This is a genomic window from Mesorhizobium escarrei, from assembly GCF_935825525.1.
Classification (GTDB): domain Bacteria; phylum Pseudomonadota; class Alphaproteobacteria; order Rhizobiales; family Rhizobiaceae; genus Mesorhizobium; species Mesorhizobium escarrei.
The window spans coordinates 126,473-148,922 of record NZ_CAKXZT010000113.1; the positions used below are offsets into that span (position 1 = coordinate 126,473).

Consider the following 22,450-nt stretch of genomic DNA (forward strand, 5'->3'; position numbering starts at 1 on the left):
ATCGATTCCGATTTTTCGGGATCATGAGCAACTATAGTTTTTGCAGATAGGGTCCGAGCGTGATCAGCGCCACCGCTGCGACGGCGAGCACGATGCCGGTCGCCTGCAACGAATTGACGCGCTCGCCGAAGAACACCAGTGCCACCACGTTCACCGACACCAGTTGGATCACCGCCGACAGGCTGAACGACACCGACATGCCGAATTCACGGATCAGCCTCAGCATGATCAGATTGCCCAGCGAATAGAGCGCCAGAGTCAGAACGATCTTGCCGAGGCTCGGCGCCAGCCCCCATTGCTTGGCCGCCGTTGCCGCCAGCAGGAAGATCACCGTCGAAATGCCGAGCTGCCCCAGTCCCCAGAAACTCACGTTTTTGTCCCTCCGACGCAGTACTTCCGCGCCTGCCGCAGATCTTGTTTCGGAAGCGTCGGTCGCGGTCAAGCGGCCTGATCAAAGACATGAGATCGGGGCTGGAAATTGGCCGGCAACGTCATCAAACTGTGATCTGCTGGCGATACGCGGTAGTCAAGCAACACGCTCCAGCCATCCCAAAGAGCCAGAGGCAAGCCCCCATGACTGAACATCGCTCCCCCGACGCCCATTTCCGCACCAGCCTGCTCGAGGAAAACGATGGGCCAGGAACCAATCCCACCGACAACCAGACGATGGGCGAAATCATCGCCGGGCGGTTCTCGCGCCGTGGTTTCCTGCAGGGATCGCTCGCGGCAACCGCCATCGCCGTCACCGTTAGCCCGCTGGCGCTGATCCTCGCCGACGATGCCCGCGCCGGCGGCGGCTCAGCCTTCACCTTCGACGAGGTCGAGGCGGGCGTCGACGACAAGCACCATGTCGCCGCCGGCTATGACGCCGACGTGCTGTTGCGCTGGGGCGATCCCTTGTTTGCCGATTCGCCGGAATTCGATCCGACAAAACAGTCGGCGCAGGCCCAGGAAAGACAATTTGGCTACAATAACGACTATGTCGGCTATATCCCGATCGACGGCTCGGCCGAGCATGGTCTGCTGGTGGTCAACCACGAATACACCAATCCGCATCTGATGTTCCCAGGCCTCGTCACCATCGTCGATGGCGAGGCCAAGCAGGCCCCACTGAGCAAGGAACAGGTCGACGTCGAGATGGCCGCCCATGGCGGCACCATCGTCGAGATCCGCAAGGTGTCAGGCAAATGGCAGGTGGTGCGCGACGGCAAGCTCAATCGCCGCATCACCTCGAACACCGAGATGGCACTGTCCGGCCCCGTCGCCGGCCACGACCGTGTCAAGACCAGTGCCGATCCGACTGGCACGAAGGCCATCGGCACCGTCAACAATTGTGCCGGCGGCGTCACGCCCTGGGGCACCTACGTCATGGCCGAGGAAAACATCCATGGCTATTTCTCTGGCGAACTGCCGGCCGATCACGCGGAAGCCGCCAACTACAAGCGCCTGGGCATTCCCGAAGGCGCCTATGAATGGGCTGCGCATTATGACCGCTTCGACATCGGCAAGGAGCCGAACGAGCCCAACCGCTTCGGCTGGATCGTCGAGGTCGACGTCAACGATCCGACCTCGGTGCCGCGGAAGCGCACTGCCATGGGCCGCTTCAAGCATGAGGGTGCCGAATCGATCGTCGCCAAGGATGGCCGTGTCGTCTTTTATCTCGGCGACGACGAGCGCTTCGACTATGTCTACAAATTCGTCACCGCCGGCAAGTTCAACGCCGAGGATCGCGCCGCCAACATGGATCTTCTCGACGACGGCACGCTCTACGTCGCCAAATTCGCCGAAGACGGGTCGATCGAATGGCTGCCCATCGACTTCGGCCAGGGCCCGCTGACGGCGGAGAACGGCTTTGCCAGCCAGGCCGACGTGCTGATCGAGACGCGCCGTGCCGCCGACCTGCTCGGCGCCACCAAGATGGATCGCCCCGAGGATATCCAGCCCAATCCGACGACCGGCAAAGTCTACGTCATGCTGACCAACAATTCGAAGCGCAAGACGGACCAGGTCGATGCCGCCAACCCGCGCGCCGAAAACGCCTTCGGCCACATCATCGAGATCGTCGAGGACGGTGGCGATTTCACTGCTGCCAAGGGCAAGTGGGAAGTGCTGCTGAAATGCGGCGATCCCTCGGTGGCCGAAGTCGGCGCCACCTTCTCAACCGCAACCACCGCCAATGGCTGGTTCGGCATGCCGGACAATTGCGCCATCGATTCGGCCGGCCGGCTCTGGGTCTCGACCGATGGACAGGGCCCGAAGGCCACCGGCCGCACCGATGGCCTGTGGGCGGTCGACACCGAAGGCGAGGCGCGAGCGACCTCGAAGCTGTTCTTCCGCGTGCCGATCGGCGCCGAAATGTGCGGTCCGCTGTTCACGCCAGACGACCAGACCGCCTTCGTCGCGGTTCAGCATCCGGCCGATGGCGGCGAAGACTGGGAAGCTTTTGGCCGTCCTTCTTACTATGAGGACCTGTCGACCCGCTGGCCCGACTTCAAGCCCGATATGCCGGTGCGGCCGTCGGTCGTCGCCATCACCAAACAGGGCGGTGGCAAAATCGCGGTCTAAGCTCATCCCGCTGCAGGGTTCCACGCCGATAAATCGTGAGGAGGGGTTTCGGCTCGACCGAAGCCCCTCTTTCACGTTTCCCCTCTTTCACGTTTCTATGTCTGATTGCGCAGCGTGCTGTAAGCCGGTCAGTTCCGCAGCCGGTAGCCGGTCCTGAAGATCCACGCGACGATCGCTATGCAGATAAGCAGGAAAACCACGGTCATGCCGAGGCTGATGCCGATCGAGACGTCGGACTTGCCGTAGAAGCTCCAGCGAAAGCCGCTGACCAGATAAAGGACAGGGTTGAACAGCGTCACCGTGCGCCAGGTGCCCGGCAGCATGTCGATCGAATAGAAGCTGCCGCCAAGGAAGGTAAGCGGCGTGATGATCAGCAGCGGCACCAGCTGCAGCTGCTCGAAGCTCTTCGCCCAGATGCCGATGATGAACCCGAACAGGCTGAAGGTCACCGACGTCAGCACCAGGAAGGAGAGCATCCAGAACGGATGCTCGATGGTCAGCGGCACGAACAGCGACGCTGTCCCTAGGATGATCAGGCCGAGTATGATCGACTTGGTCGCCGCACCCCCGACATAAGCGATGATGATCTCCAGATAGGACACCGGCGCCGACAGCAGCTCGTAGATCGAGCCGACAAATTTCGGGAAATAGATGGCGAAGGAGGCGTTGGAGATCGACTGCGTCAGCAGCGACAGCATGATCAGCCCCGGCACGATAAAGGCGCCGTAGCTGATGCCGTCGATCTCGGTGATGCGCGAGCCGATGGCCGAGCCGAAAACGACGAAATAGAGCGATGTCGAGATGACCGGCGAGACGATGCTCTGCAGCACGGTCCGAAAAGCGCGCGCCATCTCCATCCTGTAGATCGCCCAGACTGCTCGCAGGTTCATGCGCCCTTCCTCACTAGGTTGACGAAGATCTCCTCGAGCGAGCTGTTTTGCGTGTCGATATCGCGGAACTGGATGCCGCACGTCTCAAGGTCGCGGAGCAGCGAGGCGACGCCCGGCCGCTCGCTCTGGTTGTCATAGGTGTAAGTCAGTCGATCACCGTCCGGCGAAAGCTCCAGCGTGTAGCGCGACAACGTCTCCGGTATGATGGCGAGCGGACTGCGCAATTCCAGCAACAGCCGTTTGCGGCCGAGCGTGCGCATCAGTTGCACCTTGTCCTCAACCAGCACGATCTCACCGCGATTGATGACGCCGACGCGGTCGGCCATCGCCTCGGCCTCCTCGATATAATGCGTAGTCAGGATGATGGTCACGCCATCCTCGCGCAGCCGGCGCACCATCGCCCACATGTCCTGACGCAGTTCGACGTCGACGCCGGCTGTCGGCTCGTCGAGGAACAGCACCCTCGGTTCGTGCGACAGCGCCTTGGCGATCATCAGCCGCCGCTTCATGCCGCCGGACAGGGTGATCGCCTTGGCGTCCTTCTTGTCCCACAACGACAGGTCGCGCAGCACTTTCTCGACGAAGGCGTGGTTGGCCGGCTTGCCGAACAGGCCGCGGCTGTAGTTGACCGTCGCCCACACGCTCTCGAAGGCGTCGATGGTCAGTTCCTGCGGCACCAGCCCGATGAGGCTGCGTGCGGCGCGATAATCCCGGCTGATGTCGTGGCCGTCCACGCTGACCGTGCCCGACGAGCGGTTGACGATACCGCAGACGATCGAGATCAGGGTCGTCTTGCCGGCGCCGTTCGGCCCGAGCAGCGCAAAAATCTCGCCGCGCTCGATATCGAGGTTGATCTCCTTCAGCGCTTTGAAACCGGTCGCGTAGGTCTTGGTGACCCCGGAAATGGAAATGATCGATGGCATGGCTGAAAAACGGCTGCTTGAAAGGAGGTCTGTTGATTTTAGTCCGCTGAATGTCGGTGCGCGCAGCCGGAAGTCAATGGCACTCCTGACAGTTCTGAACATCGGCGCATCCACCGCTGCCGCAGTCCTGCGGCGTTCCGCCTCGCGTGACGCCACGCCGCTTTGACCGCCTAGCGCATCCGGCCTATCTTCCCTGACATAGCAGCAGCCGGAGCCCGCCATGGACCCGCTCATCCTGTCGCGCATCCAGTTCGGCGCGAACATCTCGTTCCATATCCTGTTTCCGGCTATCACCATCGCGCTTGGCTGGATGCTGCTGTTCTTCAAGCTTCGCTACAACGCCACCGGCGATACCGCGTGGATGCGCGCCTATTTCACCTGGGTGAAGGTGTTCGCGCTGTCCTTTGCCATGGGCGTGGTTTCGGGCGTCACCATGAGCTTCCAGTTCGGCACCAACTGGCCGGGCTACATGGAGACCGTCGGCAACATCGCCGGCCCGCTGCTCGCCTATGAGATACTCACCGCCTTCTTCCTCGAGGCGGCGTTCCTCGGCATCATGCTGTTCGGCTTCCGCCGCGTCTCCAACCGCATCCACACGCTGGCAACCGTGCTGGTGGCCGGCGGCACCACCCTGTCCGCCTTCTGGATCATCGCGCTCAATTCATGGATGCAGACGCCTGTCGGCTTCGAGATGCGCGACGGCGCAGCCCACGCTACCGACTGGTGGGCGATCGTCTTCAACCCGTCCATGCCCTACCGGCTCGTCCACATGCTGCTTGCCTCCGGCCTGACGGTTTCGTTCCTGATCGCCGGCCTGTCGGCGCTGCGCTATCTCTATGGCGACCGTTCGGAATCGATGTGGAAGGCCTTGCGCACCGGTGTTTTCACCGCGGCGATCCTGATCCCCATCCAGATCTTCGCCGGCGACCAGCATGGCCTCAACACGCTCGAGCATCAGCCGCAGAAGATCGCCGCCATGGAGGCCAACTGGAACACCGGCCCCAACGTGCCGCTGGTCCTTTTCGCGCTTCCCGACGAGGCGGCAAGGGAGAACAAATTCGAGATCACCATCCCCGATGGCGCCAGCCTCATCCTCAGGCACAGCGCCAGCGGCGTCGTGCCGGGGCTGAACGACTATGCCGGCAACCACCCGCCGGTATTCCCGGTGTTCTGGGCTTTTCGCATCATGGTCGGCACCGGCGTTCTGATGCTCGTCGTCTCCTGGTCGGCCGCCTTTTTCCTCAAGCGGCGCCACAGCCTGCCGAGACCGCTGGCGCTGGTGATGGTGCCGATGGCGCTGTCCGGCTGGCTGGCAACGCTGGCCGGCTGGTACACCACCGAGATCGGCCGCCAGCCCTGGCTGGTCACCGGCGTGCTCAGGACTGTCGATGCCATCGGCCCGGTCGCCGGCAGCCAGGTCGCGCTGTCGCTTGCGGTCTATCTCATCCTCTATGCGCTGCTTCTGATCGCCTATCTCGGCGTGCTGGTCTATCTGGCGCTGAAGGCGGCGAAGGACGGCGATACCTCGCCGCTGCCGGGCGTTCTCGAGGCGCCGCTGTCGCAGCCGGCGGCGAAATAGGAGAACGGCGATGACCCTCGACTGGCCGACATTGCTCCCCCTCATCTTCGCCGGCCTGATGGGCCTTGCCATCCTGATCTATGTCATCCTCGACGGCTTCGATCTCGGTATCGGCATCCTGTTCGCAGCCGCCGAGGACGCCGAGCAGGACACGATGATCGCGGCAATAGGCCCGTTCTGGGACGCCAACGAGACCTGGCTGGTGCTGGCCGTCGGCCTGCTGCTGGTCGCCTTCCCGCTGGCGCACGGCACCATCCTCACCGCGCTCTACATTCCGGTCTTCCTGCTGCTTGTCGGCCTGATCCTGCGCGGCGTTGCCTTCGATTTCCGGGCCAAGGTGCCGGCCGGTCGGAAGCATCGCTGGAACCGCATCTTCTTCCTGGGCTCGGTCATCGCTTCGCTGGCGCAGGGCTACATGCTGGGGATCTATGTGCTGGGCCTTGATGTCGGCCTCGGCGGCATGGCCTTCGGCGCGCTGGTGGCGCTCTGCCTTGCCGCCGCCTATGCGGCGATGGGCGCGGCCTGGGTCATCTACAAGACGGAAGGCGAATTGCAGAAGAAGGCGGTGCTATGGCTGCGCCGGGCGCTGGTGCTGACCGCGCTCGGCATGGTCGCCGTCTCGCTGGCCACGCCGCTCGCCAGTCCGCGCATCTTCGACAAATGGTTCGTCTGGCCGGCCATGTTCTATTTGTCGCCGCTGCCGGTCCTGTCGGCGGTGCTATTCACATGGCTGTGGCGGCAGACCTTCCATCTGCCTAAGGCCGACGACCGCCATGCGCTGACGCCGTTCTTGACGCTGGCAGCCATCTTCACGCTGGGCTTTGCCGGGCTCGCCTGGTCGTTCTATCCCTTCGTCGTGCCCGACAGGCTGACCATCTGGCAGGCGGCGTCCGCGCCTGAAAGCCTCGCCATCATCCTGGCCGGCACGGTGGTCGTGCTGCCGATCATCATTTTCTATTCGTTTTATGCCTACCGCGTCTTCGGGGGCAAGGCGACGGATCTGACCTACGACTGACAGGCGAACCGCCGAACTGCACAATATTTAGGCAGCCCACTGGTCGGGCGGCATCGGCTCGCAATGACCGCCTTGCCAATCCCACCGGGAAAGTCCAATTCGCAGCGATTTCGATGGTTTGGCATGTCTGTTGCTTTGCCCTGGCGACCAATTGGTTTTGTCAGTCAAAGGGAAAGATAATGAACCGTCGCAATGTCTGCATGCTGGCCTTCGTCGCCGCCGTTGGAATGGCCATGGCTTCGTCTCCGCAGGCGCAGGCTGACGCCTTGAGCGACATCACGGCGCGGGGCACCGTCCGCATCGCCGTTCCACAGGATTTCCCGCCCTTCGGCAGTGTCGGCGCCGACATGACGCCGCAAGGCTACGACGTCGATATCGCAAATCTGATTGGCGAAAAGCTCGGCGCCAAGGTCGAAATCGTCCCGGTCACCAGCGCCAACCGCATTCCCTATCTCCAGACCAACAAGGTCGACCTGGTCATTTCCAGCCTCGGCAAGAATCCCGATCGCGAGAAGGTCATCGACTTTTCCGAAGCCTATGCTCCCTTCTACAACGGCGTGTTCGCTCCGGCAGATGTCGCGGTCGCAAAAGCGGAAGACCTCGCTGGCAAGACCGTTGGCGTCACCCGCGGCGCGATCGAAGATCTCGAATTGACCAAGGTTGTGCCGGCGAGCGTCGAGATCAAGCGCTACGAGGACAATAACGGCACTATTTCCGCTTTCCTTTCGGGCCAGGTCGAGGTGATCGCGACCGGGAATGTCGTCGCCGCCGCCATCCTTGAAAAGAACCCGCCCAAGCGGCCGGAGCTCAAGTTCCTGATCAAGAACTCGCCTTGCTACATCGGCATGAGCAAGGAGCAGCCGGCGTTGATGGCCAAGATCAACGGCATCATCGCCGCCGCCAGGTCCGATGGCGTCCTCAACGCGATTTCGCAAAAATGGCTGAAGGTGGACCTGCCGGCTGACCTGTGATCGTCGCCCGCCGCATGTGGCTGAGGTCGGATAGCAAGCCATGACCTATCAGTTCGATTTCGGCTGGCTGATCGGTTCTCTGCCGGTGCTGCTCAAGGGCATCCGGATCACCGTACAACTCATCCTGATCGGCGCGGTGTTCGGCGTGGCATTGGGCATTGCCTGCGCGTGGGTGCGGACGCTGGGGCCGAAATGGCTAAAACCCGTCGTCGCGACCTATGTCGAGCTGATCCGCAACACGCCCTTCCTCATCCAGCTGTTCTTCATCTTCTTCGGCCTGCCGTCGCTTGGCATCAGGATGTCGGAACTGACCGCCGCCAACCTCGCCATGATCGTCAACCTCGGCGCCTACAGCTGCGAGATCATCCGCGCCGGCATCCAGGCCACGCCACGCGGCCAGTTCGAGGCCGGCGCCAGCCTCGCCATGACCCCGTTCCAGACCTTCTGGCACGTGGTTCTGGTCCCGGCGCTGCAGCGCATCTGGCCTGCACTGTCATCGCAGATCGTCATGGTCATGCTGGGTTCGGCCGTCGTTTCGCAGATTGCCGCCGAGGACCTGACCTTCGCCGCCAATTTTATCCAGTCGCGCAATTTCAGGGCCTTCGAAACCTACATCGTCTCCACCTTGATCTACCTGGCGCTCGCCATCCTGCTACGCCAACTGCTGGCCGGCCTGGGCTGGATGCTGTTCCCGAGGAAGGCGTCGCGATGAGACAGGCGCCATGACCGAGTTCAGCTTCTGGGACATCCTGCGCAACCTGCTTCTGGCCGCCCGCTGGACCGTTGTCCTCTCGCTGGTCTCCTTCATCGGTGGCGGCATCGTCGGCGTGGCCCTGCTTTTCCTGCGCATCGGCGGCCGGCGTGGGATGCGGGTTCTGTCACGCGGCTACATCCAGCTATTTCAGGGCACGCCGCTCCTGATGCAGCTCTTTCTGGCTTTCTTCGGGCTTGGCCTGTTCGGCATCGACGTTCCCGCCTGGCTTGCCGCCTGTGTCGCGCTCATCCTGTGGACCGCCGCCTTCCTCGCCGAAATCTGGCGCGGCTGCGTCGAGAGCATCGCCAAAGGTCAATGGGAGGCGTCCGCCAGCCTCGGCATGGGTTATCTCCAGCAGATGCGCTACGTCATCCTGCCGCAGGCACTGAAAGTGGCGGTGCCGCCGACCGTCGGCTTCTCGGTGCAGGTGGTGAAGGGCACCGCGCTCACCTCAATCATCGGCTTCGTCGAACTGTCGAAGGCCGGTTCGATCGTCACCAACGCGACGTTCCAGCCGTTCACCGTCTATGGCCTGGTCGCGCTCATCTATTTTGCCTTGTGCTGGCCGCTGTCGAAATCCAGCCAGCGCCTGGAAAGGAAGCTCAATGTCGCTCATCGCAATCACTGAGGTGAAGAAGCGCTTCGGCGACAACGAGGTGCTGAAGGGGATTTCCATCGACGTCGCGCCGGGCGAGGTCGTCGCCATCATCGGCAAGAGCGGTTCGGGCAAGTCGACGCTGCTGCGCTGCATAAACGGGCTGGAGACCATCGATGAAGGCTCGATCGTCGTCGCCGGCGCCCAGTTCCTGCCCGACGAGGTGCATCTCAAGGCGCTGCGCCTGAAGGTCGGCATGATTTTTCAGCAATTCAACCTGTTCCCGCATCTCACCGCTGGCGGCAATGTCATGCTGTCGCAGATGGTGGTGAAGAAGACGCCGAAAAAGGACGCCGAAGCGGTCGCGCGAAAAATGCTCGACCGCGTCGGTCTCGCCCACAAGTTCGATGCCTTGCCGGACGAATTGTCCGGCGGCCAGCAGCAGCGCGTGGCGATCGCCCGGGCGCTCGCCATGCAGCCCATCGCGCTGCTATGCGACGAGATCACCTCGGCGCTCGATCCCGAACTCGTCGCCGAAGTGCTGGCCGTCGTCAAGGAATTGGCCGCGGAAGGCATGACGCTGGTGATGGTCACCCACGAGATGCGCTTTGCCCGCGACGTCTGCTCGCGCGTCGTCTTCATGCATCAGGGCCGCGTCCACGAGATCGGCGCCCCCGAGGAGGTCTTCGCCAACCCCAGGACGCCGGAGCTCCGGCAGTTTCTGGGCGTGCAATAAGGTATATTGATGTTCATGTGATGCCGGCCTGCAAACGGCGGCTTCCTGCGCTTCCGGTACTCGCGTACCCGAAAGTACGCTCCGTTCCGGTTCTCGGAATCCACCATTTTCGGCGCGGCTTAACTTGAATCTCAACACACCTTACGCCGACGTGCGTCCATTAGGAGGCACCAAGTACACACTGGTAAAAGATCAGCTCTTGCTGGCGGCCAGCACCAGCACCGGCTTGTCGCTGTAGAGGTCTGGGAATAGCGTCTTCAAATTCTCGACCTTGGGTAAGTCGTTGTAGACGATGTAGGGATAGGTCGGGTTCAGCGTCAAAAAGTCCTGGTGATAGTCCTCGGCCGGATAGAACGTCTTTCCGGTCTCCAGCGTGGTCACGATCGGCTCTGGAAACACCTGGGCCTTGTCGAGCTGGGCGATATAGCTCGCGGCGATCTTCTTCTGCGCGTCGCTTTCGGCAAAGATAGTCGAACGGTATTGGGGGCCGCGGTCCGGACCCTGGTAGTTCAGCTGAGTCGGGTTGTGCGCGACCGAGAAATACACCTGCAGCAACTGGCCGTAAGTGACTTTGGACGGCTCGTAAGTGATCTCGACGGCTTCGGCGTGCCCGGTCCGGCCGGTGCCGACCGTCTCGTAGTCGGCGGTGTCCTTGTCGCCGCCGGCATAGCCGGAGACGGCGCTGGTCACGCCCTTGACGTGCTGGAACACGCCTTGCACGCCCCAGAAGCAGCCGCCGGCGAAGATCGCCCTGGCGGTGCCGGCGGCGGGTTTTTCGTCCATCGCCGGTGGCGGGATCACCAGCGCCTCCTCGGCCGAAATCGCCGGCGTCTGCCACAAGGCGGCGCCGGCCGCCGCGAGCATCAGCGCCGCAAGCGCGCCCCAGGCGATATTCGTCAATCGTTTCGCGGCGGTTTTTTCGATGCCGGTCATCTCTGATCTCCATGCAAGAGTTTTTCGACTATACGACAGATAGGTCCGTCGCGGTCTCACATTGCCGTGCGGGCGTCGGACGGACCCCGTCCGGACGCGGCCTACTTGGCCGTCCCCATTGCGTCGCAGGTCTTGGTCGCTTCGTCCTTCTTCATCGCGTCGGTTTCCATGGCAGCCTTGTCCATGCAGTCCTTCAGCTTTTCGACCGCCATCGGACTCGCGGGCTTCATCGCGTCGGTCGCCGGCTTCATGGCGTGAGTCGCCATCGCAGCGGCCGGCTTCATCGCATCTTCGGCGCGTGCAAGGCCGCCGGCAAAAAGCGCCGTCGAGCAAAGCGCGAAGGCAAGTGCCGGCAAGGTCAGGCGGGTGAAATTGGTCATGATGGTCTCCCAGGGTTGGTGGCGCGCCGGAATGGCGATCACATCAACTCTTCGCCGCCGCCTGGGCCATCGTTACAGCCATCACCGCTTCGTGATCGCCACCTCCGCCCGTCCTCGAATTGGGCCACAAATTAAAACGCCGCCCGGTGGCGGGCAGCGTTGTGATTGCATTGCTTCGATAAGGTCGAGCGTTGCGCCGTTCCCGTCCAGCGCTATTGCGTAAGCACTGTTTGCGAGGGCCGCTGATTGAAGTCGCACTTGCCGGTCACAGTGTAGAAGAAGTCAGCGTTGGACACCGGAGCCGGCACGGGATTTCCGCCGTCCTCCCAGGCCTGCTGGCTGGATTGGCCGCACGGCACTGCGGTGAAGATGTCCACCTTCTCGCCATTCGCGACCTCGACGCCGTCGATGTACAACCGGTTTGATGTGCTTGCGTCATTCGACTTGAGTCTGGGTGGCTGAGCCGACGGCACATCCATCTGCAGAAACAGTGAATCCATAAGACTGACGTCGATCACCGCGCCGGCGCCGTTCGCGGGGTACATGGTGTTGGCGCAGGTGGTCAGGTATTTCTTGTTGCCGCTAACCTGTGTGATCGCCCCGGTTGGCAGGTTATTGAAATTCTGCACCGTCTTGGTCGTGCATTTTTGTTCCTGGACCTTCGTCTCCGTCGCTCCATTGACCGTAAAGACCGTCGACGTGCCGTAGCCTTTCGGATCACCAAAATTGTTGTAGACATAGGTGATCTTCATCAGCGGGTTGACCGCAGTCTCGGTGAATTTCGTGCCGTAGAGCGCCACGGTCTTGTTCCAATGGCCCGACACCTTTTGGACCTTGAACGTGGTCTGCACCAGCGCCGGCCTCTTGCGCACCGCCGACGCGACGCCGATCTGCACGGTATCGACGCGGGCGATCTGCATGAAGTTCGTCGGCATGGCAAAGCTGGCCGAAGCATTGATGCTGGCGGTGCCGTCGGCGGCGACGACGAAGCCGTCGAGCTTGGCGGTGCCTTGCCCGCTATTGGCCGCAAACGACTCCTGCAGTTTCACCTGACGGTCCGCCAACGACGTGCTGGTCGGCAGCGTCGTGATCGACAAGGTCGCGGCATCGAGCGCATTCTGCATCGAGCCCTTGGTCGCAATGGCCGCGTTATAGTCGACCGAGAGGCCCAGAGCTGCACACATCGGGATTAGCATGATGGCGAGTATCGGCGCTAAGGAGCCGCTCTCGGAACTGAGAAAATGGCTTCCGGACAGTGGCATTTCGCGTTCCCCAAACGGTAACAGGTCGTGGCCTATCACGCAGGGCGCGAATTATGCTCTAATCTGATGGAGCAAAGTTTAACGACGTGCGCCCGCCGGCGGCTCATGCGGCGCCCGGCCGCTTGCCCGGGCAAGCGGCCCCTGCTAAAGCGCGCGACATGACCACGCCGATCAAGAACATCCGCAATTTCTCCATCGTCGCGCATATCGACCATGGCAAATCCACGCTTGCCGACCGGCTGATCCAGCTGACCGGCGGGCTGGAGCTGCGCGACATGAAGGAGCAGGTGCTGGACTCGATGGATATCGAGCGCGAGCGCGGCATCACCATCAAGGCGCAGACCGTGCGGCTGAAATACCACGCCAACAATGGCGAGGACTATCTCCTCAACCTGATCGACACACCCGGCCATGTCGACTTCGCCTATGAAGTGTCGCGGTCGCTGGCCGCCTGCGAAGGCTCGCTGCTGGTCGTCGACGCTTCGCAAGGCGTCGAGGCGCAGACGCTGGCCAATGTCTACCAGGCCATCGACAACAATCACGAGATCGTCGTGGTGCTGAACAAGGTCGACCTGCCGGCCGCCGAGCCCGAGCGCATCCGCGAGCAGGTCGAGGAGGTGATCGGTATCGATGCCTCCAACGCCGTGCTGATATCGGCCAAAACTGGGCTCGGCATTCCCGATGTGCTGGAGGCGATCGTCAACGATTTGCCGCCGCCGCGCGAGGGCGACATTGCCGCCCCGTTGAAGGCGATGCTGGTCGACAGCTGGTACGACGCCTATCTCGGCGTCATCGTGCTGGTCCGCATCATCGACGGCGTGCTGAAGAAGGGCCAGACCATTCGCATGATGGGCACCGGCGCAAAATATCTGGTCGAGCGCACCGGCGTCTTCACGCCGGCCCGCATCAATGTCGACGAACTCGGCCCCGGCGAGTTCGGCTTCTTCACCGGCTCGATCAAGGAAGTCGCCGACACCCGCGTCGGCGACACCATCACCGAGGACAAGCGCCAGACGGCGCAGGCGCTGCCCGGCTTCAAGCCGGCGCAGCCGGTGGTGTTCTGCGGCCTGTTCCCGGTCGACGCCGCCGATTTCGAGGATCTGCGCGCCGCAGTAGGCAAGCTGCGCCTCAACGACGCTTCTTTCTCTTATGAGATGGAAACCAGTGCCGCCCTCGGCTTCGGCTATCGCTGCGGCTTCCTTGGCTTGCTGCATCTCGAAATAATCCAGGAGCGGCTGGAGCGCGAGTTCAACCTCGACCTCATCGCCACGGCGCCTAGCGTCGTTTACCGCCTGTTGCTCAATGATGGCTCTGTCAAGGAATTGCACAACCCGGCCGACATGCCCGACGTGGTCAAAATCTCGGCCATCGAGGAGCCGTGGATCCGCGCCACCATCCTGACGCCCGACGACTATCTCGGCGGTATCCTGAAACTCTGCCAGGACCGGCGCGGCATCCAGGCCGACCTCTCCTATGTCGGCAAACGCGCCATGCTGACCTATGATCTGCCGCTCAACGAAGTTGTCTTCGATTTCTATGATCGCCTAAAATCGATCTCCAAGGGCTACGCTTCCTTCGACTATCACCTGACCGACTATAAGGAAGGCGACCTGGTGAAGATGTCGATCCTGGTCAATGAGGAGCCGGTCGACGCGCTGTCGATGCTGGTCCACCGCACGGCGGCGGAAAAGCGCGGCCGGCTGATGTGCGAGAAGCTGAAGGAACTGATCCCCCACCACCTGTTCAAGATCCCGATCCAGGCCGCCATCGGCGGCAAGGTCATCGCCCGCGAGACCATCTCTGCGCTGCGCAAGGACGTCACCGCCAAATGCTACGGCGGCGACGTCTCGCGCAAGCGCAAGCTGCTCGACAAGCAGAAAGAAGGCAAGAAGCGGATGCGCCAGTTCGGCAAGGTGGATATCCCGCAGGAGGCGTTTATCCAGGCGCTGAAGATGGGCGATTGAGGAGTGAGCGGTGTAAGCTTCAACAAGGACGCTTATCAAATAGCTTGGAATTGGTTTCGCATACATGCCGCATAGGACGGCCCTTGAGAGGGTCTGCTCTGGGACCGGAGAGCAGTCATTTATTGGCCGTGGCGTCGGTGTTGCCTTCCCCTAATGGGTACGTCAGGACCTCGTCGAGAAGGCGGCGCGCTTCTTCGGCCGTGGGCGGCGCCGGAGTGAACAAAATCCGATACATGAGGGGCGCGATGACGCGTTCCAACAAGAGCTCTGCCGGAGGCGGTAATTCGCCTCGGTCGAGTGCACGAGCGTGAATGTGTTCGATCTGCCCATAGGTGAAAGCGGAGCATTGGCTGGCATTCCCCGGCAGCGTTTCGCGGAGTATGTCACGGATCATCGCACGCCCCGGGGCGGAAGCCATCTCCTCAACATACTGTTCGAGCCACAGAATTAGGTCCCCCTTGAGGCTTCCCGTGTCAACAGGGGCCGTTTCGGGGCGCAACTTCTCCAGCGCCACATCGGACAAAAGCTGCGACAGCGTCCCCCAGCGTCGGTAAATCGTCGACGGCGTGACCCCCGCCCGAGCCGCGACGGCGGGCACGGTCAGTTCCCCTTCGCCGGCCTGAAGCTCGCGAACGGCCCGATGCACGGCCTTCTGCACCCGCGCGCTCCGTCCGCCGGGTCGCGGACTGGACCTATCGACTGCCTCCTTCTGCATACTCCCACGCGCCTCCGCCCCATCTAACGCTAACGATTTGCTTTAGTGGCAGGTTTATCCTATATCACCAAAAGCACACTTTTTGCTTTTACCACGAGGCCACGCGCATGACCACGTCTACGGCCGAAGCTTTCGCTCAGGATCGGCAGCCTCGCTTCCTCCATGCTGTGACGTTGGTTTTGTTCCTCGCGGCGGCAAGCGTACCTACCCCCCTGTATCGTCTATATCAGCGAGAATGGGGGTTTTCTCCATTGATGCTCACCGTGATCTTCGCGGTTTATGCATTGGCCCTACTTGCCGCCCTACTCATCTTTGGGTCGCTATCCGATCGGGCAGGTCGTCGCCCTGTCATCCTAGCGGCGCTGACGCTTGAGGGCGTCGCCCTAGTGCTCTTTCTCACCGCTCGGGGTATCGAGTGGTTGGTGTTTGCCCGGCTGATCCAAGGCTTCGCGACCGGCCTTGCGACCACATCGCTCGGGGCTGCCATGCTCGACATCGACCGGCAGGGAGGAGCGCTGACCAACGCTCTCGCGACGATAGCAGGCACGGCGTTCGGGGCAGTGGGTTCCGGCCTTCTGGCGCAATACGCGCCCGCGCCACTCCATCTCGGCTATGTCCTGCTGTTCGCGCTCGTCGTCGTCCAGGCGATCCGGACGGCGCACGCCCCTGAAACGATCACTACGCGATCGCTCCAACGATGGTCCTTCAAGCCGAGGGTCGCTGTGCCGGCGCGGGCGCGGGTCGCATTCCTCGCCATGACCCCGATCAATGTAGCGCTTTGGGCCCTATCGGGCTTCTACCTGGCGCTGATGCCGTCCTTGCTCGTGACGATAACCGACCCTGCCGCCGCCTGGTTGGGCGGGCTCGCGGTCGCCGCGTTGATGGCAGGCGCCGCCGTTGCCATTCTAGTCCTCCGTCGCTACTCGGCTTCATCCGCTCTCATTCTAGGAGCGGGAGCGTTGGTGGCCGGCCTGCTCGGGGTTCTCGCCGGAGCAAATGTCGCGTCGCCTTCCCTGCTGTTGGCGAGTTCCGCGCTCGCTGGCATCGGCTTCGGCGCTGCCTTTCTCGGCGCGCTGGGCAGCATCGCGCCACTGGCGGAACCGCATGAGCGCGGCGCCTTGATGGCGGCTTTCTATATCGAGGGCTATCTGTCCTATGCTTTGCCTGCTGTCGGGGCTGGCTACTTGGCGCAGGAGATCGGGCTACTTGCGGCGGCCAACGTCTTCGGTGCTGCTCTCATCCTGCTCGCGTGCTCGGCGATATTCCTTGCGCTCGCTCAGCGTCGAAACCTTAGCTGGCGCAGGAGATCAGCGTAGTTCACCGGACTCGGAACGGATGTCAGCTTTGGGTCATTCGCGACGGAGCCGCCGGGAGCGGAAGACGAGATCAAGGTCGCAGCACATTCCTGCCGAGCTAAAACTCTGGAACGAACTTCGCGCGCACCGGCTGATGGGCTTGGCTTCCGGCGACAGTTTCCCATTGCCGGCTATATCGTCGAATTCGCTTGCCCGGAAAAGAAACTGATCGTCGAGGTCGACGGCTCCCAGCATGCGCAGGGCGATGCTGTTGCCGGCGATGAGGCGAGGACATTGCGTCTGAAACTGGATGGCTGGACCGTCCTGCGCTTCTGGAATGACGACATCATCCGCGACATCGACAATGTCTGCCAGCATATTGTGATTGCGGCGGGGCTTGGGGCGTGCTTCTGAATGAACGGCCGGCGCGGGATGTAACCACGGCGAGGCCGGCGGGACAGCGCCCCCCTCTGTCCTGCCGGACATCTCCCCCACAAGGGGGGAGATCGAACTTCATCGTGGCCCAGCGCTCGTGGCTTTATCCGCCGTTCCGTATCGGCTAAGGGGCGGGGACGAATTCGCCGGACCCGCCAGAATGACCACCAAACCCTCGCCCCTGTTCCTCGGCATCGACACCGGCGGCACCTATACCGATGCCGTGCTGTGGTCGGAAGCCGGCGGTCCTACCGGCAAGGTGCTCGCCAAGGCCAAGGCGCTGACCACCCGCCATGATCTCGCGGTCGGCATTTCGGGCGCGGTCGATGCGGTGCTGGAGAAATCCGCCACCGATCCGGCCGCGATCAAGCTGGTGTCGATGTCGACGACGCTCGCCACCAACGCGCTGGTCGAAGGGCAGGGCGGGCGTGTGGCGCTGATCATGATCGGCTTTTCCGAAGGCGACCTCGCCCGCGACGGGCTGAAGGCGGCACTCGGCACCGACCCGGTCGTGTTCTGCCCCGGCGGCCATGATGTCCATGGCAGCGCGGCAAAGCTGGACCTCGCCGGGCTGGAGGCAGCGCTGCCAGAGCTCGGCGCCTCGGTGTCCGGCTTTGCCGTCTGCGCCTATTTCGCCACCCGCAACCCGGCGCATGAGATCGCGGCTCGGGAACTCATCCGCGAAAAAACCGGCCTGCCGGTCACCGCCAGCCACGAACTGTCGGCCAAGCTTGGCGGCCCGCGCCGGGCGCTCACCACGCTGCTCAACGCCCGGCTGATCTCGATAATCGACCGGCTGGTGGCGGCGACCGAAGGGTTTTTGGCCGCGCGCGGCATCGCCGCCCCGCTGATGGTGGTGCGCGGCGACGGCGCCTTGGTTTCGGCCGCCTTCGCCCGCCAGCGGCCGATCGAGACGATTCTTTCAGGCCCGGCCGCCAGCCTTGTCGGCGCTCGCCACATGACCGGCCTCGACAATGCTGTCGTCTCCGACATCGGCGGCACCACCACCGACGTCGCCGTGCTCGACAACGGCCGTCCCAGGCTTGACCCGGAAGGCGCCACCGTCGGCGGCTTCCGCACCATGGTCGAGGCGGTCGCTATGCGCACCTTTGGGCTCGGCGGCGATTCCGAAGTGACGCTGGAGGATGGCGCGCTCAACCCAAGAATCCTGCTCGGGCCGCGCCGCCTGGTGCCGCTGGCGCTGGCCGGCATGATGCATGGCGAAGCGGTGACCGTCGAACTGGAACGCCAAATCCGCGCGGCCAATCCCGGCCGCATGGATGGCCGCCTGGCGGTCAGGACCGGCGTGCCGGAGCGGCTCGCGGCCGGCCTGACCGGCGCCGAGGCCAAGCTTTATGAGCTGATCGGCGCTGTGCCGCTCGCCGTCGACAGGCTTTTGACATCAAACGCCCAGAACGCCACCTTAAACCGGCTGGTATCGCGCGGGCTGGTGCATCTTGCCGGCTTTACGCCGTCGGACGCCGCCCATGTGCTGGGCAAGCAGGCCAACTGGGATGCCGCCACGGCTCGGCTCGGTGCCGAGCTGTTCACCCGCAAGCGCGACGGCCGCGGACAGGCGATCGCCGCCTCACCGGAGGCGATCTCGGAACGGGTGCTGACCACGCTGACCCGGCTGTCGGCGGAAGTCATCCTCGAAACCGCCTTTGCCGAGGACGGGCTGGATGGCGCGGCGACCGTGGCGCACGCGCTGGTCCAGCGCGCCGTCGATTCCCATCCCGGCATCGCCCGGCTCAGCGTCGCGCTCGACCGCCCGGTCATCGGCCTCGGCGCCTCGGCGCCGCTGCATTATGCCGGGCTGCCACCGCTGGTCGGCCATGACTGCGTGGTGCCCGAAGATACCGATGTCGCCAATGCGCTCGGCGCTGTCGTCGGCCAGGTCAGGGTTTCGGCGGAGGCGCGCGTCAGCCAGCCCAAGGAGGGGCTGTTTCGCGTCGCCTCAGGCGAAACCGTGCGCGATTTCGCCGACGAGGCGGCGGCGATCGCCGCGGCGGAAACCGACGTGCGGACGATTGCCGCCGGGCGGGCCAGGGACGCCGGCACCGACAGCGCCGAAATCGAGATCGCCAGCGAATTCCGCGTTTCGACCGTCGAGGGCCAGCGCATGTTCATCGAGGCGCATGTGGTGGCGGTGGCGTCGGGCAGGCCAAGGATCGCGGTGTAGGGCGCGTAGTCTCCCGCCGCGCATGAAGCGCGACGCGATTTGGTGCAAAAAAGGGGTCGCGCTCCACGCGAGGCAACCCCCTCTGGCCTGCCGGCCATCTCCCCCTCAAGGGGGGAGACCGGCTGCAAAATACCTCCCCTTCACCCTAAGCTGAATTGACCCTGCCACCCTGACATGTCAAAGGCCCGGCCAAAGCCTTTCGTCTGGAGAAGCCCGATGACCGATCGCGTCGAAATCGCCGGATTGCGGATTGCCCGCGAGCTTTATGATTTCGTGGTGAACGAGGCGCTGCGGGGCGCCGGCATTGCAGCCGACGCCTTCTGGACCGGCTTCTCGGCCATTGTGCATGATTTGGCGCCGAAGAACCGGGCTCTGCTCGCAAAGCGCGACGCGCTGCAAGGCCAGATCGACCACTGGTATCGCGACAATGGCGCGCCCGGCGACATGGAAGCCTACAAGGATTTCCTGAGGGAAATCGGCTATCTCGTGCCGGACGGGCCGGCCTTCTCCGTCGCGACGGACAATGTCGACCCTGAGATCTCGGTGGTTGCCGGGCCGCAATTGGTGGTGCCGGTGATGAACGCGCGCTACGCCCTGAATGCCGCCAATGCGCGCTGGGGCTCTCTCTACGACGCGCTCTACGGTACCGATGCCATTCCCGAGACCGGCGGCGCCGAGAGGGGCGCCAAGTTCAATCCCGAGCGTGGCGCCAAGGTCATTGCCTGGGCGAAGGGTTTGCTCGATGAATCGGCGCCGCTGACGACGGGTAAATGGGCTGGGGTGAACGGGCTTTCAGTTGCCAACGGCATGTTGCGGCTGGGCGAGGGCGCCGGCGCCACCACGCTCGCCGATCCCAAACAGTTTGCCGGCTATGGCGGCGACGCCGATAATCCAGAAGCCGTCCTGCTCACCCGCAATGGCCTGCATATCGAGATTGTGATCGACCGCAGCAACCAGATCGGCCAGACCGATCCGGCCGGCATTGCCGACGTCGTGCTGGAATCGGCGCTGACCACCATCCAGGACTGCGAGGATTCGGTCGCGGCGGTCGATGCGCAGGACAAGGTCGTGGTCTACCGCAACTGGCTCGGCCTGATGAAGGGCGACCTTGCCGAGGAGATCACCAAGGCCGGCAGCACGTTTACGCGAAAACTCAATCCCGACCGGTCGTACACCGCGCCCGATGGCGGCGCACTGACGCTGCCCGGCCGCTCGCTGATGCTGATCCGCAACGTCGGTCACCTCATGACCAATCCGGCGATAACGGACCGCGATGGCAACGAAGTTCCGGAAGGCATCATGGATGCGGCGATGACGGCACTGATTGCGCTGCACGATGTCGGGCCGGACGGCCGCCGGCAAAACTCGCGCGCGGGCTCGATGTATGTCGTGAAGCCCAAGATGCACGGACCGGAGGAAGTCGCCTTCGCTGTCGAGATTTTTGGCCGCGTCGAAGCGCTGCTCGGCATGGCGAAAAACACCATCAAGATGGGCATCATGGACGAGGAGCGGCGCACCACCGTCAACCTCAAGGAGGCGATCCGCGCCGCCAAAGATCGCGTCGTCTTCATCAACACCGGTTTCCTCGACCGAACCGGCGACGAGATCCACACCTCGATGGTAGCCGGCCCGATGATCCGCAAGGGCGACATGAAGCAGGCCGCCTGGATTGCCGCCTACGAAGCCTGGAACGTCGACACCGGGCTGGAATGCGGGCTGGCCGGCCGCGCCCAGATCGGCAAGGGCATGTGGGCGATGCCCGATCTGATGGCGGCGATGCTGGTGGAAAAGATCGCCCATCCCAGGGCCGGCGCTAACACCGCCTGGGTGCCGTCGCCGACAGCGGCGACGCTGCACGCCACCCATTACCACAAGGTCGACGTCCACGCTGTCCAGGCGGCGCTGAAGAGCCGCCCCAAGGCAAAGCTCGACGACATCTTGTCGGTGCCGGTAGCGGTGCGGCGGAACTGGTCGCCGGAGGAGGTCCAGAACGAGCTTGACAACAACGCGCAAGGCATTCTGGGCTATGTCGTTCGTTGGATCGACCAGGGCGTCGGCTGCTCGAAAGTGCCTGACATCAATGACGTTGGCCTGATGGAGGACCGCGCCACGCTGCGCATCTCCTCGCAGCATATCGCCAACTGGCTGCATCATGGCGTCTGCACCTCAGACCAGGTCATGGAGACGATGAAGCGCATGGCCGCCGTCGTCGACCGCCAGAACGCAGGCGATCCGCTCTACCGGCCGCTGGCCCCCGACTTCGACAGGTCGATCGCCTTCCTCGCCGCCTGCGACCTGGTCTTCAAGGGCAGCAATCAGCCCAACGGCTACACCGAGCCGGTGCTGCACGCGCGGCGGCTGGAGCTGAAGGCGAAGGAAAGACCCTCGATAGCGCGCACAGCGTTTTAGTATAACCCGACAGATATTAGCAATTGCTAAAACGTCGTTGTCCCGGTGCACGCGATCTGCTACGATTTAACCACCGACAAACGGCTCTGGGATGCCGTGCGTCCGACATCATGCACAAGATCAACTCAAAACCGGAGAACGGCCATGAAACGGCTTCTGACGGTCACTGCCCTTGTGGCGGCGGGCAGTTTGGTTGCGATGCAAGCCGCAGCCGCCGATGACGCTGCGATGATCAAGAGCGCTGAATCCGCCGCACCCCCCGCAGTAGCAAGCGGCGCTGCGATCCACGCTATGGATGAGAAGGGTGCAATGCGCACACTGCGCGAGGGCACGAACGGCTTCTGGTGTATGCCGGACAACCCGGGCACACCTGGCCCGGATCCAATGTGTGGCGATGCCAACGCGATGGAATGGGCCATGGCGTGGATTGGAAAAAAGGAACCGCCCAAGGGCAAGGTCGGCTTCATGTATATGCTGGCCGGCGGCACCGACGGCAGCAACACCGATCCTTATGCGACGAAGCCCGAGCCCGGCAACAATTGGGTGGAGACCGGACCGCACGTGATGATCGTCAACGCAATGGACATGATGCAGGGCTATCCGGCTGACCCCAAGCCTGACACGTCCAGGCCATATGTGATGTGGGCGGGCACTCCCTACGCACATCTCATGATCCCAGTTAAGTAGCTGCCGCGGAAATGACTGGCCACAACGATCGGGCCGCGTAGCTCAGACCGTCGAGTTCCTTGCGGGCCGGGCCGCTCCCGGCCCGCAGGCGGAGGAGCAGATTCTTGTTTCCGGTTGACGCCTATCGCCGCTGGCGACGGCGGCGATAGGGGCTTGGCTT

At 63.2% G+C, this 22,450-nt stretch carries 20 protein-coding genes and 1 pseudogene; 14 read left to right on the forward strand and 7 right to left on the reverse strand.

Annotation, left to right across the window (positions count from 1 at the left end):
• Positions 1-31: 31 nt before the first annotated feature.
• Positions 32-370 carry a hypothetical protein gene (locus tag NMG80_RS08250; RefSeq protein ID WP_077376061.1) on the reverse strand — a complete coding sequence of 113 codons (339 nt, stop codon included), beginning with the start codon at positions 368-370 and terminating at the stop codon, positions 32-34.
• A gap of 203 nt (positions 371-573) precedes the next feature.
• Here NMG80_RS08250 and NMG80_RS08255 point away from each other — a divergent pair, with 203 nt between their 5' ends.
• Positions 574-2,565, forward strand: a complete 1,992-nt coding sequence (locus NMG80_RS08255; RefSeq protein ID WP_254017661.1) for a PhoX family protein — start codon at positions 574-576, stop codon at positions 2,563-2,565.
• A 128-nt stretch (positions 2,566-2,693) separates the two neighbouring features.
• On the opposite strand, the gene NMG80_RS08260 is transcribed toward NMG80_RS08255, so the two are convergent.
• On the reverse strand, positions 2,694-3,455 hold the full coding sequence (locus tag NMG80_RS08260) for an ABC transporter permease (RefSeq protein ID WP_254017662.1): 762 nt from the start codon (positions 3,453-3,455) through the stop codon (positions 2,694-2,696).
• Positions 3,452-4,378, reverse strand: coding sequence for an ABC transporter ATP-binding protein (locus NMG80_RS08265; protein ID WP_254017663.1), 927 nt, complete (start codon positions 4,376-4,378; stop codon positions 3,452-3,454). Before NMG80_RS08265 ends, NMG80_RS08260 begins: the two co-directional genes overlap by 4 nt.
• Between NMG80_RS08265 and NMG80_RS08270 the strand changes: the two genes are divergently transcribed.
• The 7 genes from NMG80_RS08270 to NMG80_RS08300 all read left to right on the forward strand — a co-directional run bounded on the left by NMG80_RS08270 (position 4,365) and on the right by NMG80_RS08300 (position 10,028).
• The gene (locus NMG80_RS08270; protein WP_143744499.1) at positions 4,365-4,544 is read left to right on the forward strand and encodes a hypothetical protein; all 180 of its coding nucleotides are present in this window, start codon (positions 4,365-4,367) and stop codon (positions 4,542-4,544) included. The two genes, NMG80_RS08265 and NMG80_RS08270, sit on opposite strands and share 14 nt — an antisense overlap.
• 54 nt (positions 4,545-4,598) lie before the next feature.
• Complete coding sequence (locus tag NMG80_RS08275) at positions 4,599-5,957, forward strand: cytochrome ubiquinol oxidase subunit I (RefSeq protein ID WP_254017664.1); 1,359 nt, start codon at positions 4,599-4,601, stop codon at positions 5,955-5,957.
• A gap of 10 nt (positions 5,958-5,967) precedes the next feature.
• A complete protein-coding gene (locus NMG80_RS08280; protein WP_254017665.1) occupies positions 5,968-6,972 on the forward strand; it encodes a cytochrome d ubiquinol oxidase subunit II in 1,005 nt (334 codons plus the stop codon).
• Between the two features lie 200 nt (positions 6,973-7,172).
• A complete protein-coding gene (locus tag NMG80_RS08285) occupies positions 7,173-7,943 on the forward strand; it encodes a transporter substrate-binding domain-containing protein (protein WP_254017714.1) in 771 nt (256 codons plus the stop codon).
• A 40-nt stretch (positions 7,944-7,983) separates the two neighbouring features.
• A complete protein-coding gene (locus NMG80_RS08290; RefSeq protein ID WP_254017666.1) occupies positions 7,984-8,655 on the forward strand; it encodes an amino acid ABC transporter permease in 672 nt (223 codons plus the stop codon).
• Between the two features lie 10 nt (positions 8,656-8,665).
• On the forward strand, positions 8,666-9,325 hold the full coding sequence (locus NMG80_RS08295; protein WP_254017667.1) for an amino acid ABC transporter permease: 660 nt from the start codon (positions 8,666-8,668) through the stop codon (positions 9,323-9,325).
• The gene (locus NMG80_RS08300; RefSeq protein ID WP_254017668.1) at positions 9,303-10,028 is read left to right on the forward strand and encodes an amino acid ABC transporter ATP-binding protein; all 726 of its coding nucleotides are present in this window, start codon (positions 9,303-9,305) and stop codon (positions 10,026-10,028) included. The genes NMG80_RS08295 and NMG80_RS08300 overlap by 23 nt, the downstream gene beginning before the upstream one ends.
• 192 nt (positions 10,029-10,220) lie before the next feature.
• Here NMG80_RS08300 and msrA read toward each other — a convergent pair whose 3' ends face one another.
• From msrA to NMG80_RS08315, 3 genes are all read right to left on the reverse strand, one after another.
• Complete coding sequence (msrA, locus tag NMG80_RS08305; RefSeq protein WP_254017669.1) at positions 10,221-10,961, reverse strand: peptide-methionine (S)-S-oxide reductase MsrA; 741 nt, start codon at positions 10,959-10,961, stop codon at positions 10,221-10,223.
• A 101-nt stretch (positions 10,962-11,062) separates the two neighbouring features.
• On the reverse strand, positions 11,063-11,341 hold the full coding sequence (locus tag NMG80_RS08310; RefSeq protein WP_254017670.1) for a hypothetical protein: 279 nt from the start codon (positions 11,339-11,341) through the stop codon (positions 11,063-11,065).
• 212 nt (positions 11,342-11,553) lie between these two features.
• Positions 11,554-12,603 (reverse strand): TadE/TadG family type IV pilus assembly protein, encoded by a 1,050-nt coding sequence (locus NMG80_RS08315; protein ID WP_254017671.1) that lies wholly within the window; start codon positions 12,601-12,603, stop codon positions 11,554-11,556.
• Between the two features lie 158 nt (positions 12,604-12,761).
• Here NMG80_RS08315 and lepA point away from each other — a divergent pair, with 158 nt between their 5' ends.
• Positions 12,762-14,567, forward strand: coding sequence for a translation elongation factor 4 (gene lepA / locus NMG80_RS08320; RefSeq protein ID WP_254017672.1), 1,806 nt, complete (start codon positions 12,762-12,764; stop codon positions 14,565-14,567).
• A gap of 115 nt (positions 14,568-14,682) precedes the next feature.
• Here the strand turns inward: lepA and NMG80_RS08325 are convergent, their stop codons facing one another.
• Positions 14,683-15,282, reverse strand: a complete 600-nt coding sequence (locus NMG80_RS08325) for a TetR/AcrR family transcriptional regulator (RefSeq protein ID WP_436798566.1) — start codon at positions 15,280-15,282, stop codon at positions 14,683-14,685.
• Between the two features lie 107 nt (positions 15,283-15,389).
• Here NMG80_RS08325 and NMG80_RS08330 point away from each other — a divergent pair, with 107 nt between their 5' ends.
• From NMG80_RS08330 to NMG80_RS08350, 5 genes and pseudogenes are all read left to right on the forward strand, one after another.
• Positions 15,390-16,598 carry an MFS transporter gene (locus NMG80_RS08330; RefSeq protein WP_254017674.1) on the forward strand — a complete coding sequence of 403 codons (1,209 nt, stop codon included), beginning with the start codon at positions 15,390-15,392 and terminating at the stop codon, positions 16,596-16,598.
• A 133-nt stretch (positions 16,599-16,731) separates the two neighbouring features.
• Positions 16,732-16,991, forward strand: a pseudogene (locus NMG80_RS08335) (endonuclease domain-containing protein).
• 181 nt (positions 16,992-17,172) lie between these two features.
• Positions 17,173-19,194: a hydantoinase/oxoprolinase family protein gene (locus NMG80_RS08340; RefSeq protein ID WP_254017675.1), complete on the forward strand. Its 2,022-nt coding sequence runs from the start codon at positions 17,173-17,175 to the stop codon at positions 19,192-19,194.
• Positions 19,195-19,410: 216 nt separating this feature from the next.
• Positions 19,411-21,603, forward strand: coding sequence for a malate synthase G (locus NMG80_RS08345; protein WP_254017676.1), 2,193 nt, complete (start codon positions 19,411-19,413; stop codon positions 21,601-21,603).
• Between the two features lie 144 nt (positions 21,604-21,747).
• Positions 21,748-22,290, forward strand: a complete 543-nt coding sequence (locus NMG80_RS08350) for a hypothetical protein (RefSeq protein ID WP_254017677.1) — start codon at positions 21,748-21,750, stop codon at positions 22,288-22,290.
• Positions 22,291-22,450: the final 160 nt, after the last annotated feature.